The sequence below is a fragment of the Lysinibacillus odysseyi 34hs-1 = NBRC 100172 genome, assembly GCF_001591965.1.
Lineage (GTDB): Bacteria > Bacillota > Bacilli > Bacillales_A > Planococcaceae > Lysinibacillus_B > Lysinibacillus_B odysseyi.
Genome location: NZ_BCVX01000001.1, coordinates 17,130 through 32,469 on the forward strand (window position 1 = coordinate 17,130; position 15,340 = coordinate 32,469).

The 15,340-nt window shown below is 39.1% G+C and carries 14 protein-coding genes, 1 pseudogene and 1 other annotated feature; of the genes and pseudogenes, 6 read left to right on the forward strand and 9 right to left on the reverse strand.

Annotated elements, in window-relative coordinates; all coding sequences use genetic code 11:
- Positions 1 to 24: 24 nt before the first annotated feature.
- Positions 25 to 1,113 (reverse strand): sensor histidine kinase, encoded by a 1,089-nt coding sequence (locus BOD01S_RS00110; RefSeq protein WP_036159317.1) that lies wholly within the window; start codon positions 1,111 to 1,113, stop codon positions 25 to 27.
- Positions 1,110 to 1,832 (reverse strand): response regulator transcription factor, encoded by a 723-nt coding sequence (locus BOD01S_RS00115; RefSeq protein WP_036159319.1) that lies wholly within the window; start codon positions 1,830 to 1,832, stop codon positions 1,110 to 1,112. The genes BOD01S_RS00110 and BOD01S_RS00115 overlap by 4 nt, the downstream gene beginning before the upstream one ends.
- Positions 1,833 to 1,987: 155 nt before the next feature.
- On the opposite strand from BOD01S_RS00115, the gene BOD01S_RS00120 reads away from it, so the two are divergent.
- From BOD01S_RS00120 to BOD01S_RS00130, 3 genes are read left to right on the forward strand one after another with little or no spacing between them, the layout of a single operon-like run.
- Entirely contained in the window at positions 1,988 to 2,908 is a 921-nt protein-coding gene (locus tag BOD01S_RS00120) for an ABC transporter ATP-binding protein (protein ID WP_052125017.1), read from the forward strand.
- Positions 2,901 to 3,605 (forward strand): ABC transporter permease, encoded by a 705-nt coding sequence (locus BOD01S_RS00125; RefSeq protein WP_036159321.1) that lies wholly within the window; start codon positions 2,901 to 2,903, stop codon positions 3,603 to 3,605. Before BOD01S_RS00120 ends, BOD01S_RS00125 begins: the two co-directional genes overlap by 8 nt.
- Complete coding sequence (locus BOD01S_RS00130) at positions 3,605 to 4,438, forward strand: DUF4097 family beta strand repeat-containing protein (protein ID WP_036159323.1); 834 nt, start codon at positions 3,605 to 3,607, stop codon at positions 4,436 to 4,438. Before BOD01S_RS00125 ends, BOD01S_RS00130 begins: the two co-directional genes overlap by 1 nt.
- 448 nt (positions 4,439 to 4,886) lie before the next feature.
- Here BOD01S_RS00130 and BOD01S_RS23590 read toward each other — a convergent pair.
- The 4 genes and pseudogenes from BOD01S_RS23590 to BOD01S_RS00150 all read right to left on the reverse strand — a co-directional run.
- A pseudogene (locus BOD01S_RS23590) lies at positions 4,887 to 5,135 on the reverse strand (CPCC family cysteine-rich protein); the annotation flags it as partial.
- 53 nt (positions 5,136 to 5,188) lie between these two features.
- Positions 5,189 to 6,067, reverse strand: coding sequence for a hypothetical protein (locus BOD01S_RS00140; RefSeq protein WP_036159325.1), 879 nt, complete (start codon positions 6,065 to 6,067; stop codon positions 5,189 to 5,191).
- A gap of 17 nt (positions 6,068 to 6,084) precedes the next feature.
- Complete coding sequence (gene ileS, locus BOD01S_RS00145; protein ID WP_036159328.1) at positions 6,085 to 9,189, reverse strand: isoleucine--tRNA ligase; 3,105 nt, start codon at positions 9,187 to 9,189, stop codon at positions 6,085 to 6,087.
- Positions 9,190 to 9,245: 56 nt separating this feature from the next.
- Positions 9,246 to 9,487 (reverse strand) — a binding site (T-box leader).
- Positions 9,488 to 9,602: 115 nt separating this feature from the next.
- Positions 9,603 to 10,145: a GrpB family protein gene (locus tag BOD01S_RS00150; RefSeq protein ID WP_036159330.1), complete on the reverse strand. Its 543-nt coding sequence runs from the start codon at positions 10,143 to 10,145 to the stop codon at positions 9,603 to 9,605.
- Positions 10,146 to 10,584: 439 nt separating this feature from the next.
- Between BOD01S_RS00150 and BOD01S_RS00155 the strand changes: the two genes are divergently transcribed.
- Positions 10,585 to 10,899 (forward strand): DMT family transporter, encoded by a 315-nt coding sequence (locus tag BOD01S_RS00155; protein WP_036159332.1) that lies wholly within the window; start codon positions 10,585 to 10,587, stop codon positions 10,897 to 10,899.
- 9 nt (positions 10,900 to 10,908) lie between these two features.
- Positions 10,909 to 11,262 (forward strand): DMT family transporter, encoded by a 354-nt coding sequence (locus BOD01S_RS00160; RefSeq protein ID WP_036159334.1) that lies wholly within the window; start codon positions 10,909 to 10,911, stop codon positions 11,260 to 11,262.
- A gap of 48 nt (positions 11,263 to 11,310) precedes the next feature.
- On the opposite strand, the gene BOD01S_RS00165 is transcribed toward BOD01S_RS00160, so the two are convergent.
- The gene (locus BOD01S_RS00165; RefSeq protein WP_036159336.1) at positions 11,311 to 11,988 is read right to left on the reverse strand and encodes a DUF421 domain-containing protein; all 678 of its coding nucleotides are present in this window, start codon (positions 11,986 to 11,988) and stop codon (positions 11,311 to 11,313) included.
- Positions 11,989 to 12,334: 346 nt separating this feature from the next.
- A complete protein-coding gene (locus tag BOD01S_RS00170; protein ID WP_036159338.1) occupies positions 12,335 to 14,017 on the reverse strand; it encodes a methyl-accepting chemotaxis protein in 1,683 nt (560 codons plus the stop codon).
- Positions 14,018 to 14,372: 355 nt separating this feature from the next.
- Here BOD01S_RS00170 and BOD01S_RS00175 point away from each other — a divergent pair, with 355 nt between their 5' ends.
- Positions 14,373 to 14,699: a hypothetical protein gene (locus BOD01S_RS00175; RefSeq protein ID WP_052125018.1), complete on the forward strand. Its 327-nt coding sequence runs from the start codon at positions 14,373 to 14,375 to the stop codon at positions 14,697 to 14,699.
- Positions 14,700 to 14,833: 134 nt separating this feature from the next.
- Here the strand turns inward: BOD01S_RS00175 and BOD01S_RS00180 are convergent, their stop codons facing one another.
- Positions 14,834 to 15,334 (reverse strand): pyridoxamine 5'-phosphate oxidase family protein, encoded by a 501-nt coding sequence (locus tag BOD01S_RS00180; protein ID WP_036159339.1) that lies wholly within the window; start codon positions 15,332 to 15,334, stop codon positions 14,834 to 14,836.
- Between the last annotated feature and the right edge of the window lie 6 nt (positions 15,335 to 15,340).

Consider the following 15,340-nt stretch of genomic DNA (forward strand, 5'->3'; position numbering starts at 1 on the left):
ATATAGTTGACTTCCTTTTTCAAATTATCTCTTAATAGGTAAGGTTATAGTGAATGTTGAACCTTGCTGCAATGCACTCTCCACTGTGATTACACCTTCATGTGCTTTAATCAAACTTTTCACAATCGCCATGCCTAAACCTGTTCCTTCAGATTTTTGTTCCGTAGTTGTCCCGCGATAATAACGGTTAAATAAATTTTGCTGTATTTCTTCTGTCATTCCGACCCCATTGTCCTTGATAAGTATTGTTAGCATATTTTGTTGTACTTCCAGAATGGTTTTAATGATGACAGGCTTTCCGTTGTGAATTATCGCATTCAAATAAATATTTTGCAGTGCCCGTTTTAATAAATGGGGATCAAATTCCATCGTTAAATCATTTAGTTCTGTGTGTAACTCCAGTTGATGCATTTGTGCGCGTACATCATTGCTAATATCAGCTAAAACTTGTTGGACGAACGTTACAATATCTTCTGTTGTTTTACGTATAGGTACAGTTTCGGAACCATCAAAGCGCATTGCTAAATTTAAGTCTTGGACAAGCTGTTCCATATGTGTTCCCTTATCATCAATTTCCTGTATAAAGTCACGCTGTTCTTCCCTTGACCAGTTATAATCAGGGTTTAATAATAATGTAGAGTAGCCTTTAATATAAGTCAGCGGTGTCTTTAAATCATGTGAAATACCCGCAATCCAGTCACGCTTCGCTTTCTCCAGCTGAACTCGTTCACTCTCTGCTTTCTGCAATTGCAGCCACATATCGTCAAGTTGAACAGTCACTTCCTGGTATAAGCGGAAACGCATTTTTAACTTACCTTTGCGGTTATATATTTTTTCACGTTCTTTAAGAGGTGAATAATCTTCATTCGCAAGCTGTGCAATCCATTTCAAAACCAGCAATAACGGGCTGCCAAAGTACCAGCCAAACCATAATATGCATATGACTGTATCTATACCAATGATAATCATGACAATCCATTCATACTGTTCTGCACCGTACCCTAATTTAGGTAAAATCCCCTCCATTATAATTGGTACAGTAATGGCTAAAAGCACTAACCAAACAACAAAACCTAATAATAAGTGCTGAATAAAGCGTTGTTGGATTTTCATGTAATATCCCCTGCTGGTGGAGTAAATTTATAGCCGATGCCCCGCAAGTTTACAATAATAGTTGGTTTTCTCGTATTATCCCCGAGTTTTCTACGTAATTTTGCGATATGAATGGTAACGGTTTTTTCTTCACCGAATACATCTTCGCCCCACACAAGCTCATAGATCTGCGAGGTCGTAAATACACGGTTCGGATTTCTGCAAAAGAAATGCAGAAGTTCTAATTCTTTTGCGGTAGCTTGTATTGCTTCACCATGAACAGTTAACAAAGCTTGGTCCGGTGAGAATGTGAACGTATTATATACATAGTTTTTTTCTTCAGTTTGTATATTTTTATTTCCATATACGTGCTGACGCCTTAATATTGCACGTATTCTCGCTACAACTTCAAGCGGATTGAAAGGCTTTGTAATATAATCGTCGCCTCCTACACTAAGCCCCGTTAATTTATCAAAATCACTGGATCGTGCACTGATAAATAAAATGGGTGCTGTCGTTTGTTGACGGATGGCTGAACATAGTGCAAAGCCATCACCATCCGGCAGCATTACATCCAATAAAATAATATCGAAATCTTTCTCCGCTAGAGCTTCCATTGCTTCCTTTTTCGTAGATGCAGTTGTTATATGTGTAAAATGTTCTTTTTGCAAGGTAAGCTCCAACATTTTTAAAATGCCGATTTCATCATCTACAATTAAAATCTTTTCATTATCTTTCATACGATTGCCTCTTTTTTTATCTCTATCCTACCAAACTTTCTCAACAGGACATACCTATTATGTAAAAATTACGTACACTTTCCTGCCTGTTTACTTTATTTTTACTTTCGTCTTTTACGATGGTATTAATCAAGTATAAACAGGAGGTCTTATCTGTGGGATATATTATTCAAACACAGCAATTAACAAAGCATTTTAAACATGCACCAATTATCAACCATGTAAGTATGAACATTAAAGAAGGCGAAATCTATGGTTTTTTAGGTCCAAATGGGGCCGGTAAAACAACGATTATGAAAATGCTGCTAAATTTAGTTAAACCAAACTCAGGTGTAATTCATATTCAAAACGAACCCATTACAGCGACATCGTATAAATATTTAAAAGATATAGGAAGCCTTATCGAATATCCGATTTTTTATGAGGAACTAACCTCTTACGAAAATTTACAAATCCACTGTGCTTATATAGGGTATGAGGACCAAAGTCATTTAAAGGAGGTACTGAAGATTGTCGGTTTACAGGCCGCCGAGAAGAAAAAGGTAAAGGAATTTTCCCTCGGTATGCGTCAACGGTTGGCGATTGCACGCGCCATTGTTTCCAAGCCCCGTATATTAATTTTGGATGAACCGATTAATGGACTAGATCCAATCGGAATTAAAGAAGTAAGGGAATTGCTTGTTATGCTAAAACAGCAATATGGCATGACAATTTTGATTTCAAGCCATATCGTCTCGGAAATCGAATCTATTGCAGATACGATCGGCATATTAAACAACGGTGAACTGCTTGAGGAAATATCGATGCACTCCTTGCGTGAAAAGCACAGTTCAACGGTTGAAATGGTTGTAAGTGATACGGCAAAAGCAAAAAAATTGTTAGAAGAAGAATTCAATGCTGAGGTACAGGTCATCAATGCCGCAGTTTTGCATATTCAGAAATTAAACGAAAAGCCCTCAATTTTAACAAAACGCTTAGTACTCCATGGAGTGGATGTAGAAAAGGTTGAGACAATACATCAATCGTTGGAAGAATATTTCGTAAATCGGATAAATGGAGGAAGACTACATGATTAATCTAATGAAATTGGAATGGCGCAAGCATCGTTTAGTACATTATTTCAAAGGCTTTTTCTTATGTTTCATAAGCATCTACGGCTTTGTGTTATTGATTTCCTTTGGAACGAAGGAGGAAGCGGAAGATGTAATGAGTTCATTTCAGGAATTTATGACTCCGGTCTATATCTTTTCTAATATTACATTCATTATATTCGGCAGTGTACTTTTATCCCGTCTTGTCATCGCGGAGTTTCGCACAAATACAATGCAGGTATTATTTACCTACCCTATCCATCGAAAAAGAATACTATTTGCGAAGCTGATGCTCACTTTCTTATTTACTACGGGCAGCCTATTTACTAGCATCTGGATCATTCAAATACTCACATATTTTTTACAGCCTTCACTTGGCTTTTTTGAAGGCACAGTCACTATGCAAAATCTATTGGCAACATTGCCACAAACAATCACTAACGCACTCATGATGGGGGCCATCGCCTTAATTCCATTATTTTTCGGCATGCGAAAAAAATCAACCGCTTCTACAATCACGTCTGCCGTTATCATTGCCTTTCTGATTAACTCGACAATCTCAAATGGAAGTGAATCCTTCAGTCTGATGGATGTATTATTTATCCCTCTCATATTGGCACTACTGGGAGTAGGCATTGCCTATTTATCATTCCGCAATATTCATATAAGGGATTTAACATAATGATGAGAAAAATGTTAGTTATGTTATTGCTGCTCGGATTGATTTGCACATTCATAATTTTTTTCTCAAGGCAATCCCCTGAGACAATATCAGTTGGCAGTTTTGAGGCGTTTGCTACTATTGATGTAGACATTGTTGAGTTCAAAACTACGATTATCGACTCTCCTGACAACAAAATACATGTAAAGCTACAGGGACATAAAATAAACAAGGATATGCTAAAGATCAAGGAGGAAAACAACACCTTCTTCATCAAAGAAAAACAAGAGAAGAAAAAATGGAACGATTATATTAGTTTAAGTTCAAAACCGTCTATTACTATACAGCTGCCAAAGACTTATAGTAAAAACCTCATAATTAGCAGTGTGGATGGAGAATTTGATATAAAAGAATTGATGCTGGAAAAAGTTCTACTGGATATATCGTCAGGTGCTGCTACTCTAAAAAATGTGTCTATCCTACATGCGGAACTTTCTACGAAAGACGGCAATATATCAGTCGATAAAAGTACTATTGATAATTTATTTATTTCATCTAATGCAGGGGATGTTCTTCTTAAAGAAGGTGCCGGTTCTAGTTATAAAATAGAGACAATTGATGGACAAATCAAAATGACCGATGCTATTGAACAAGAAAATGTCTCTATAAAAAGTAATTCAGGCGATATTCGTATTCAATATAAAAAAGCACCCGTTTCACTTCTATTAAAAACAGAAACTACTGGTGATACGAAAATTAAACTACCAAATTTCAAGTATGAGACAAACCTAATTGGAAAAGGTGCTAATACGCTTTCTGTTGAATCAAAAAACGGATCTATTTTTATAGAATAGAAAATTGTTATAAAAAAGAGAATGAACTGCTATCAAACACTTAAAAGACAGAACCACTAACAAAATGGTTCTGTCTTTAAATATGTGGCTCACTTCCATGTTAAGCATCTTATTCTTCAATATGCCTGCAACTACATAATTGCGCCTGATTGTGGAATATTTGATCAATTAAAACACTTCATCATTTTAACTAATCCTGAGCTTCCACCGAAATATTTAGCTGTTTTAACAAAAGCTCAATAACCTCTATAGCTTCTTCTCTTTGCTTATAATCGGTAGTACAAAACCTAATCATTTCTAGATCAGTCGCTGCTTTTCTAACAATATTAGCTAGCTCTTTGGGAACATCAATCCAAGATAAGTTACGTTCTAAATCTGCAATATGATATGTCCCTTCTTTAAACTTTCTACACGCTAATTTCACTTCATATAAATTATCTTTAAAAGTTTTCCAATCAGGGTCTCTTTTTTCATGGGAATTAGGTTTTCTAACATTTTCAACAAAACTTTTTTCACAAGCGCCATACCTAATATAATTCATTTGAGCTTCAATTAGAGGTATCTGGTTAGCGCCTGTGGCATACACATCTTCTTTTTGAAAGGGATCATCCTCCCAAAAGCAAATTGTACATATTTCATAGTCACCATCACTATCCAATGTTTGATAACCACAACATATGCAGGTGTTTTTGTTCATAAGACACCTCTCAGTCACCTTTTCTATACTCATAATCATGTTTATAAACGGCTTTATTGAAGTATATACGTTTCCCATGCTTCACCTGTTTCAACATCAATAAAGCTAAATAATTTCATCGCATGCCAGTCAGTTGTATCCACTTCCAGCGCCAGCGTTGCTACGCCTTTTTCCGATAAGCTTTCCAGCTGCTTTTTCAGCAGCCTGCGAAGCAGGGTTGGCTCTGTACTCTCGCTTATTCCAAGCCATCCCACTTCATAGTGCCGGCTATCTACCGGATGCATCATGATGAAGCCATCAATACAATGATAATCATGGCTGATGAGACTGTGCTCTTGATCAGGTGCATCATTTAATAAGATGTCTTCCCACTCTTCCAATGAATAGTTATTGACCGGATTTACCTGATGAGTGGCGGTGTATGTCTCTTTTAACAATGTAAAAAAGCTCTGTTTCATTTCTGTATTATTTAGAAGCTCTTTTAAGGATATATAGTTATCAGCTTTCTCTACATTTTTGAAGTGCTTCTGGATATCATTCATTTGCAGGGTGGGCATGTATGTCTTACGTATCAATCGAAATCCATTCCGAATAAGAAACGTACTCATCGATTCGTCTGATTCCGAGCCAGCCCATATCCATTTATCCTGATGAACAGTCGCAAGCTTTATTTGATGAAAAATCGCATCTGCCATTCTATCAGCATCTTGTGCTCGATCACTGATAAAAATCCGAAAATACATTGCTGTTGGATGAAATTCATTCACCCAACCGACTCCGATTCCTACAACATGATACTCATTTCTTGCAACGAAGAGGTGCTCGTATTTTTGGGTGTGTAGAATATGGGAGATATCCGACATTTTCTCTAGAAGGTCTTGTTCCAGCTGATCTGCTTCCAGCTTATCTATTTTCTTAATTTGCCAATTCATCTTCTCAACCTTCTTTTTTACTGGGTCGTTTGTAGATCAACATAAATACGTACTGGCCGATTAAATACTTCTGCCTCTATATAATTTTGAGTTGGCCGGCCTGTATGATAGGCAACTTCATTAAGCAGGACATTTTTCCGTAAAAATGCTTCATGGTTTTTAAGCAGTTCTGTAGATTCTTCATCTGTAGAAAAGCTGATGGAGATATATTGCTCTACCGGCAGGCCCCATTTCTTTCTTGCATCCTGAACAGCGCGGATCAGTTCTCTCATTTGTCCTTCCTGAAGCAATTCATCTGTCAAATTAGTATCGAGCAAAACGCGGCATGACCCTTCTTCTGCGAGAGCGAAATGGTTTTCTACAACTGATTCTTTTACGACATGCTCAGTAAGCAGGAGAAATTCTTCCTCCCCACTCGTTACTTTCAACGACCCTTCAAGCTGCAGCATTTTCTTTTCCGCTTCGCTCATTTGCGTAACATACGCCTTTACACTGTTGACATGTCTTCCGAAAGCCGCACCCGCTGTTTTGAAATTCAATTTATATTGAACCTTTTCATATGCGGAAAAGTCCTTCAGCCATTCGACCTTTTTTACATTTAGCTCTTCGCGGATGATTTCGTTATATTGCTCATGCGCCACTTCAGGCCCATCGATAGTTATAAGCATTTTAGCAAGCGGCTGCTTGATTTTAAGTGCCTGCTCATTTCGGATACTCCGGCCGAGCTCCACCACTGTTAGTACCTGCTGCATCTCTTTTTCAAGTTCTGTGTTCATCACATCTTTTTGCGCTTTCGGATAATTCTCCAAGTGGACGCTTCGGTTATGAAGCTGCCGGTAAATATCTTCTGCTATAAACGGCGTAAACGGTGCTAGCAGCAGGCTGATATTTGTTAAGACCTCATGCAGTGTGCTGAATGCGCCGCGTTTATCTAAAGACATCCCTTTTGCCCAAAACCGCGTACGCGAACGGCGAATATACCAGTTACTTAGTTCCTCCACTAATGCAGCAAGTTCCCTTACCGCCTGTGTAAACTGGTACTGCTCCATATGATCTGTTACGGCCTGCATCGTATGGTGGAGTCTTGATAAAATCCAGCGGTCCATTGTTGAACGTTCACCTGCATTGTTTGGGTCATAAGTGAAACCATCGATTTGGGCATACAGCTGATAAAATTTGAATGTATTATCCAATGTATCAACGAGCTTGGATTTTGCCTCTTGGACGTTCCGGGTAGAAAATCGTTTTGGATTCCACGGAGAACTGTCTACTAACAATGACCACCTTAGCGCATCCGCCCCGAATTGGTTCATTAATTCAACAGGGTCAAGTGCATTGCCTTTACTTTTCGACATTTTCTGTCCGTTTTCATCCAGTACATGCCCTAACGACAGTACCCTTTTATATGGTGCATTTCCTGTAAACAATGTCGATACAGCCATCAAACTATAGAAAAATCCTCGCGTCTGGTCAATTCCTTCGATAACGACATCCGCCGGAAACTGCTCCTGGAATTTCTCTTTATTTTCAAATGGATAATGGTGCTGGGCAAATGGCATGGACCCGCTGTCAAACCACACATCGATCACTTCCGGTGTGCGCTTCATATCACCGCCGCACTTTTCGCATACACAGATGACTTCATCGATATACGGCTTATGCAGCTCAAGCTCCTCACCAACCGGGGTTTTTGCCATAGCATGTAGTGCCGCTCTTCCCTGCGGTGCTTCTTCATGCCCGCAGTCTCCGCAGATCCACACATTGAGCGGCGTTCCCCAATAACGGTTCCGGCTGATATTCCAGTCAACCGCGTTTTCCAGGAAGTTGCCGAAGCGGCCTTGTTTGATATGGTCCGGATACCATGTTACCTGTTCGTTATTTTCAAGCATCTGTTCCCTTTGTGAAGACATATCGATGAACCAGCTGTCCGTCGCATAGTAAAGAAGTGGTGAATCACAGCGCCAGCAATGTGGATAGCTATGCTCATACTTTTCTTTTGAAAATAGCAGCTGGCGATCCGCAAGCAGCCTGATGATATCCACATCGCAATCTTTTACAAAGCGTCCGGCTAAATCCGTTACTTCCGCTGTATAGCAGCCTTTTGCATCTACAACATTCACAAAGGATAGCCCGTTTTGCTTCACTGTTTTATAATCGTCTTCCCCGTATGCTGGCGCGATATGAACAATGCCCGTTCCGCTATGCTCTGTCACATAATCGGCCAGAACGACTACATGCCCTTTATCCAACGTTACATAATCAAATGGTGGGAGATAAGCTTCTCCTTCAAATTCCTTACCGCTGTGTTCGCTCAATATATCGACCGGTTGCCTAAATACTTTTTCGACTAACGATTTCGCCAAGATATAGATGTCGTTTTCGTGTTTTACTCGGGCATATGTTAATGCAGGATTCACCGCAAGCGCTACATTTGCCGGTAATGTCCAAGGCGTTGTCGTCCAGCCGAGGAAGTACTCGGCGTGATCTTTCCTTTTAAATTTTACAGTTGCTGATAGATCCTTTACATCCTTATAGCCCTGTGCAACTTCATGCGAGCTCAGTGACGTCTGGCAGCTCGGGCAATACGGGGAAACACGATGCCCTTTATACAGAAGCTTGTTTTTATGGACATGGCTTAAAATGTTCCAGACTGACTCGATATAGTCATTGCTTAATGTTACATACGGATCATCCATATCCACCCAGTAGCCAAGCTCTTCGGTAAAAGAGCGCCATTTCTTTTCATACGTAAAGACACTCTCCCGGCATTTTTGGATGAACGCCTCTACCCCGTAATGCTCGATTGCCTGTTTACCCGAGATACCGAGTTCTTTCTCGACACCTAATTCTACTGGCAGTCCGTGGGTATCCCAGCCTGCTTTCCGTTCTACCCGGAATCCCTGCATCGTTTGATAACGGGCCACTACATCCTTGATTGTCCTGCCCAGTGCATGCCCTACATGCGGCAGCCCATTGGCAGTCGGGGGTCCCTCGTAAAAGACAAAAGCTTTTTGATCTTTGCGGCTTTCCACTGTCGCTTCAAACGTTCGTTCTTTTTCCCACAGTTTCCTGATTTTCATTTCACGTTCTACTGTTGTTTCTTTCTTTGATTCAGCTTGCATGTCGTGTTCCTCCTATACAAAATTGTATAAAAGGCATACAAAAAACCCCGTCCCAAGCAAGGGACGGGGTTAACCCGCGATACCACCCTAATTCTATTGAAAACGTTCCAATAGCACTCAGCGACGTACAATCATACGCGTTCCTTTTAACGGTAGACACCCGGATTGACCTACTCACACGTTCGGTCAATCTTCTCGGAGAGGATTTTCATGTAACATCTGCACACCGGCTTCCACCAAAATACCGGCTCTCTGTAGAACAAAATGAAACACTACTCTTTCTCGTCAACGAATTTTGTATGCTTTTTATTGGAAATTATCTTAACAAACGAAAAAACATATGTCAATAAGGAGAATGCCTATGTTTTTAGAGGGGAGGATACAATGTCATAGCAAGCTTTACACTTTCATTCTTATCGAATTTCAATCTGGATTGCTTTCATATGTCTTACCCAGTCCATTGCTTTTCTCACCAGTTCATCCGTATACTGCTGTTTGGCCTGCTGATATTTATGATGGTCTTCGAAAAAACGCTCAGCCAATTGCAGCTTATGTTCACCATACTTTCTCGCTTCGTCAGGATGCTGCTTTAAATATGCTTTAAAATTTAAATGGATATCGATATGTTCATTTTCTACCTGGAAGACATGCAAATGATGGGTTCTGTTATCTCCACCCTTTGTAAAATAACGCCTGCCGGAAATGTCATTCTCTCCTTTTGCGTAATAGCCAAGAACCGACATCTCTTCGTTATATAAATCTATTTTGTCTATATTCCTTACAACCATCAATATATCAATAATTGGCTTTGCATAGCCGATTGCCTGAATCGAGGTGCTGCCGATATGAAATAAATCAATCAGCTCCTCTTCGAAAATAGTTTCCAGCAGTAGCTTTTCCTTGTAGTAATCTTCATTCCATTGCGCAGTCCATTTCGTGATATTTGTTTTTCTCACCAAAGTACTCCTTCTTACTATAGAGTCCGTTTATTTCTTATTTCTACACCCCTACTTTTCTATATCATTCCATTATATAGAAAATAAAAATAAGATGGTATGGAAATAGGTTCTTCTACTATATTGCTTCTTGTTCTCTAATTGTCTTAAATTCGCTGAATATAATGAGAAAACTGCATCTGACTTCTGGACCACTCCTGAAGGCAGTTTCGTTTGCCTTCAATTTGGTTTCCCGATAAAATAAAACCGTTCAGACATTATAGTAAAAGAGAAATATATGAACGTATAACACGGAAATATAATATGGTTCCCCTTGGATTCATCAATAAATTGATTGCTATAGGTGAATTAGATTTATAGACGATTGCTTTCGCAGCAAAAACGGTGAATAACAGGAAAGGGACTGCTCTACTATTTTCAGACAAAGGAGGGATAGTAGATGGGTTTTTTATGGCTGGCAATAGCAATTATAGCCGAAGTATTTGGCAGTTCCATGCTAAAGCTGACAGAAGGTTTTAAGCGGCTCTTTCCCTCAATTGGTGTAATTGCAGGATATGCGGTTGCCTTTTACGGGCTTTCGCTTGCCCTCAAAGAACTTCCGCTGGGGGTAGCTTATGCGATATGGGCTGGGGTTGGTACAGCCTTAACCGCACTTGTCGGGATTGTTTTTTATAAAGAAGCACTTCATTTAAAAAAGGCGATTGGGATATTGTTGATCATCGGCGGGGTTGCCTTGTTAAATAGCGGGGTCTAGGAGGGTAATATGCGAGGTTATGTATATTTAAGTATATCCATACTTTCTGAAATAGTTGGGACTTTTTCCTTGAAGTTTTCCGAGGGATTTACCGTATTCGCCCCTTCCATCATTGTAGTGCTAGGATACGGATTGGCTTTTTATATGCTTGGTAAATCACTCGCCTATTTGCCCTTAAGCCTTGCCTATGCAATCTGGTCAGGGATTGGCACAGCTCTCACTGCTGTTTTGGGCATTGTCTTCTTGGATGATCCACTAAGCATAGGCGGAGTTTTAGGGGTTATTTTCATTATAGGCGGCGTTGTATTAATGAATAGTTCGTCAAGTGACACTGACAGCGGTTCTTTAGAGCAGGAGGCATAAATAAAATAAGAACTCGCCTCATTGAAATAGAAAAGGAGTACTCCTTTTCTATTTCTCATAATAAATAAAATAAAAACCCCTTGTTTCAGACCATTCTCCGTAATAGACAACACCCGGATCCGCTACCCCTTCCTTATTTAATTGTGCTAACAGCCACTCTTTCGTTTTTCCAGCCCTTATTACCTCTTTTTCTTTTATTTCTCCTTCATCCACGAATAAATATGTCGGCTCATTTTCCGGCGGATTAAGGTCTAACATCTCGGCAGTAACAGCTGTTTCTTTTACTTTCGGCAGTACGCTGAGCGCTCCATTTGTCTCTAACGTAGCATGTTCTATCTCAGACACAGAGAAATACCCTTGATTTCGAAGCAGAATTCGCAGCTGTTCCATTTCTATTTTATTTTTCTCTAAGGCTTTTATATTTACTTTTCCGTTCCTTATTAAATCCGTACATTCTCCTTTCAGCAGCTTTCTAAACCATTCAGATTTCAATGTTATTTTTTCGATAATATAAATTAATAGTCCCCATAGGAAAATCGTATAGGCTATGTGGAATATCGTCACATTTTTGTCATACATCCCTTCTTCCAAAAAGCCGCCCAGGACAAGTAAATAAACTATATCAAATGGTGTAACTTGCGAGATTTCTTTTTTACCGAGCAGGCGTATTACAATAAGTAAACTGATCAAACCGCCTATGGCTTTAATTGTAATCTCTGTAAACATATTAGGTCCCCCCCTTATTCAACACAAGCTAGCTAGCTTACTATCTTCATTCCCTTTTCTTCTTTTATGAACCTTCCAGTTAATGCTTATCAATGAATAAGTATTATCACTTCCCAAAATTTCATCGCCATATATTGGGAAGGTAAAGAACTTTGCTATCTACGGCTAGTTTGTTTTTGTGCTAGAAAGGCATTGGGAGAATGGGAGGAATACAAAAAAACCCTTGGTACCAATCGTTGGACCAAGGGACACTTTTCAATATTCAAGAACTTTGACTAGCATTTTTCTTTATGCCTCAATCAATAGACTGAGCGTTTTTTAGGCTCATTATCACTTACGTATGAATTTAAATCTTAAAATTATTCACTAACCCTTGTAAATCTATAGCCTGGCCGCTTAAATCGTTTGCAACTGCCGTAACTTCCTGTAATGTGGAAAGCTGCTGTTGGGAAGAAGCTTGTGAGCTTGCTGCCTGTTCTGCAGTCGCTTCTGATGATACGGCAATTTCTGTTACGGATTGCGATACATGCTTTGCAGAAGCTGATATTTCCTCCGTTACAGCAGAAATCTCCTCAATTTGCAGTTTCATATTATCAATTTCATTTACGATTTTTTGGAACGAAGCACCCGCATTGTTAATAACGTTTACACCAGTTTCAACTGTACGAAGACTTTCTTGTACAGCACGCTCCACATTTCTTGTATCTGCCTGAATTTCGTTTGTCAGCGTCACGATTTGCCCTGCTGATTGGCCTGACTCCTCAGCTAGCTTCCGTACTTCATCTGCAACAACTGCAAAACCTTTCCCTGCTTCCCCTGCCCGCGCTGCTTCAATGGCGGCATTTAAAGCTAATAGATTTGTTTGGGCGGTAATACTCGTAATGACCTTTGAAATATTTTCAATATCCTCCGACTGTTTGCTTAATCTTTGAATAAGGTCAGTTGTTAACTTTGTTGACTCATAAATGGCATCCATTTGCTGCCCGGCCGACTGAATGTCTACTGCCCCTTGATTGGCCACGGAAAGAGTACCGGCAGCACTATCCTGCAAAGTCGTGGAAGAATCTGCAATACGTTCTACTGCAGCAGCGGTTTCTTCCATAGCGACAGCATTTTCACGCGCGAACTTAGCCGAATTCATTGTATTATGAGATGTTTCTTCGGCATGGACGGCCAATTCAGTAGAAGATGCTGTAACTTCTTCCGTAGAGGCGCTTAATTGTTCTGCAGAGGCACTTAAATGCCTTGCATTATCCATCAGTTGGGATAAAAGCCCCTTTAATGTATTTTTCATTGTATTAAACGAAGCAGCCAGCTGCCCCAATTCATCTTTCGAACGAATTTGAAGATCATCACTCGTTAAATCGCCTGCTGCAATTGTCATGACAGCATTTTGCAACACACGGAGAGGTTTTGCAATCATATTATTCATTTTATAGGCAATAGCAGAACCGACTAAAATCGATAAGACAATTACACCAATGGCAATGAGAAATGCTTGCTTTGATCTCTTATCTGCCTCCTGCTGGGCTTGGTCAAAAAACACCTTAATTTCTTCTGATAATTCATTCGAAGCTGCTATAACCTCATCTCTTACTGGAAGTAAACTCCCTGTATAATAGGCAGCAGCTGCAAAAACATCTTTATTTTGATTGAGGTCTACCACGTGATCTATTTCCTTTTGGAAAGCTTTTACTTTTTCCTCCGTATTAGCAAGCGCTTTCTTCGACTTCTCTGTATTATATTGACTTGCTATGGACTGGAGCGTTTTGTTAATATTCCCCTCTGTTTCACGCATATGGTCCAAAGACTCTACATCTCCCAATAGATAGGTCTGGAGCTGTGAACCCTCTAAAACTATATATCGATCAAGATCACTTGTATCATAGATTTGGGGAAGCCCCTCTGATAAGGCTTTGTCATACTGCTGATCAATGTTTATTACTTGAAGATATATTCCTATCCCCGATAATACAGTAATTACCATCATCGTGATAAATCCCAATAATAACTTTTTAGTGATAGACATCTAATTTTACTCCTTTTTACATCCTTTAGAATTTTTTGCCTTTTTGAGTATAACTTCTTTAAGCCCTTTTGACTAGAGGGATTATTGGTAATTAGCATTATTTATTTTTTACAAGTATAAATAATTAGTATAGAAGGAAAATCTTACCCGTTATTTTTTTAAAAAAGGTGTGCTATTATCCCTATTATAGAAATTGGGTTTTGAATTATAGAAGTAACGGTAACGGTGACTTTTTCATATTTTCATTGTGGGTGAAATGATATTTTCGATGCAGCATTAAAAAGAAAGCGCACTGGTTTTTGTACTTTTGTATGAAACGAATTCAATCTATACATTATTTGGTGGAGGTTTTTTAATGAAAGCTATATCTTCTGTGGAAAAATTAGAGGACGCATTATCGGTTTTGGATCAGATAGAAGGAGTGAAATCAATTGATTCTATCCTTGATACGTTACAAGACCGGGATATATTCCCAGAAATAACTGTCCTAGTACTGAATTCACGTTTTGAGCTCCTATATCTTGTAGAGGAACAAAAAGTACTATTTTTAACACTTGAAAAGGCAATAACTTTAGATGTTGCATCTATTGATGAAATCAATCTTATATCTCAACATACACCTGCAATTGAAAATGCGCTAAATGAAATAGTTGAAGCTGGTGCTCTACGAACTCATATGTAATATTTCCGTGCCACACAACAAAAAGCCATTTTCAACAATGCCAATCGTTTAGATGAATGAGGGCATATAAGCAAGGGATCACGTAAGCGCTTTCTTCTCCAGCAGAAATGCAAACGTGACCCTTTCTAGAATTTTTAATGGTACATTCCCAGATTTTCCTTGCCGGTAATGTTCTCAATATCTACTTCAAATAATTCGATTTTCGGTAAAATGGGATACCCTTTTTTCTCAAACTCCCAATTTGGGTCACCGTACTTTTCGAGCAGCCTGTCAAAAAACCATTCTTTCATTGAATCATCCGTTATATGTTTGACTTGGCCAAATAACACAACACTTGTATAGACGAGTGCTGATTGACATGCATATTTCTTACCCGGATGTAAATCACCCATTTCACTTACTTCAATGCTTACTTTAGGGTTACTTTTAATGTTGGACCAGAAATGACTCTCACGAATATTTCCTATATGAAGATATAATTTTTTACCCCCGTCATGTATATACACAAACGGAATGACATATGGATAGCCGTCTTCGTCAACCGTTGCAACATGTGCTACTTTCCCGGCTTGTAAAAGCTGTAGTGCTTCTTCCTTTGGCAGTTCTACTCGTTTGTTTTCAATTAACCCTCTCATTCTCAT

Bases quoted from the DNA above. Each gene is read 5' to 3' on its own strand.
- BOD01S_RS00115 (WP_036159319.1), bottom strand. From the start codon at position 1,832: ATGAAAGATAATGAAAAGATTTTAATTGTAGATGATGAAATCGGCATT.
- BOD01S_RS00110 (WP_036159317.1), bottom strand. From the start codon at position 1,113: ATGAAAATCCAACAACGCTTTATTCAGCACTTATTATTAGGTTTTGTT.
- BOD01S_RS00125 (WP_036159321.1), top strand. From the start codon at position 2,901: ATGATTAATCTAATGAAATTGGAATGGCGCAAGCATCGTTTAGTACAT.
- BOD01S_RS00160 (WP_036159334.1), top strand. From the start codon at position 10,909: ATGCGAGGTTATGTATATTTAAGTATATCCATACTTTCTGAAATAGTT.
- BOD01S_RS00155 (WP_036159332.1), top strand. From the start codon at position 10,585: ATGGGTTTTTTATGGCTGGCAATAGCAATTATAGCCGAAGTATTTGGC.
- BOD01S_RS00180 (WP_036159339.1), bottom strand. From the start codon at position 15,334: ATGAGAGGGTTAATTGAAAACAAACGAGTAGAACTGCCAAAGGAAGAA.
- BOD01S_RS00165 (WP_036159336.1), bottom strand. From the start codon at position 11,988: ATGTTTACAGAGATTACAATTAAAGCCATAGGCGGTTTGATCAGTTTA.
- ileS (WP_036159328.1), bottom strand. From the start codon at position 9,189: ATGCAAGCTGAATCAAAGAAAGAAACAACAGTAGAACGTGAAATGAAA.
- BOD01S_RS00130 (WP_036159323.1), top strand. From the start codon at position 3,605: ATGATGAGAAAAATGTTAGTTATGTTATTGCTGCTCGGATTGATTTGC.
- BOD01S_RS00170 (WP_036159338.1), bottom strand. From the start codon at position 14,017: ATGTCTATCACTAAAAAGTTATTATTGGGATTTATCACGATGATGGTA.
- BOD01S_RS00140 (WP_036159325.1), bottom strand. From the start codon at position 6,067: ATGAATTGGCAAATTAAGAAAATAGATAAGCTGGAAGCAGATCAGCTG.
- BOD01S_RS00175 (WP_052125018.1), top strand. From the start codon at position 14,373: ATGAAAGCTATATCTTCTGTGGAAAAATTAGAGGACGCATTATCGGTT.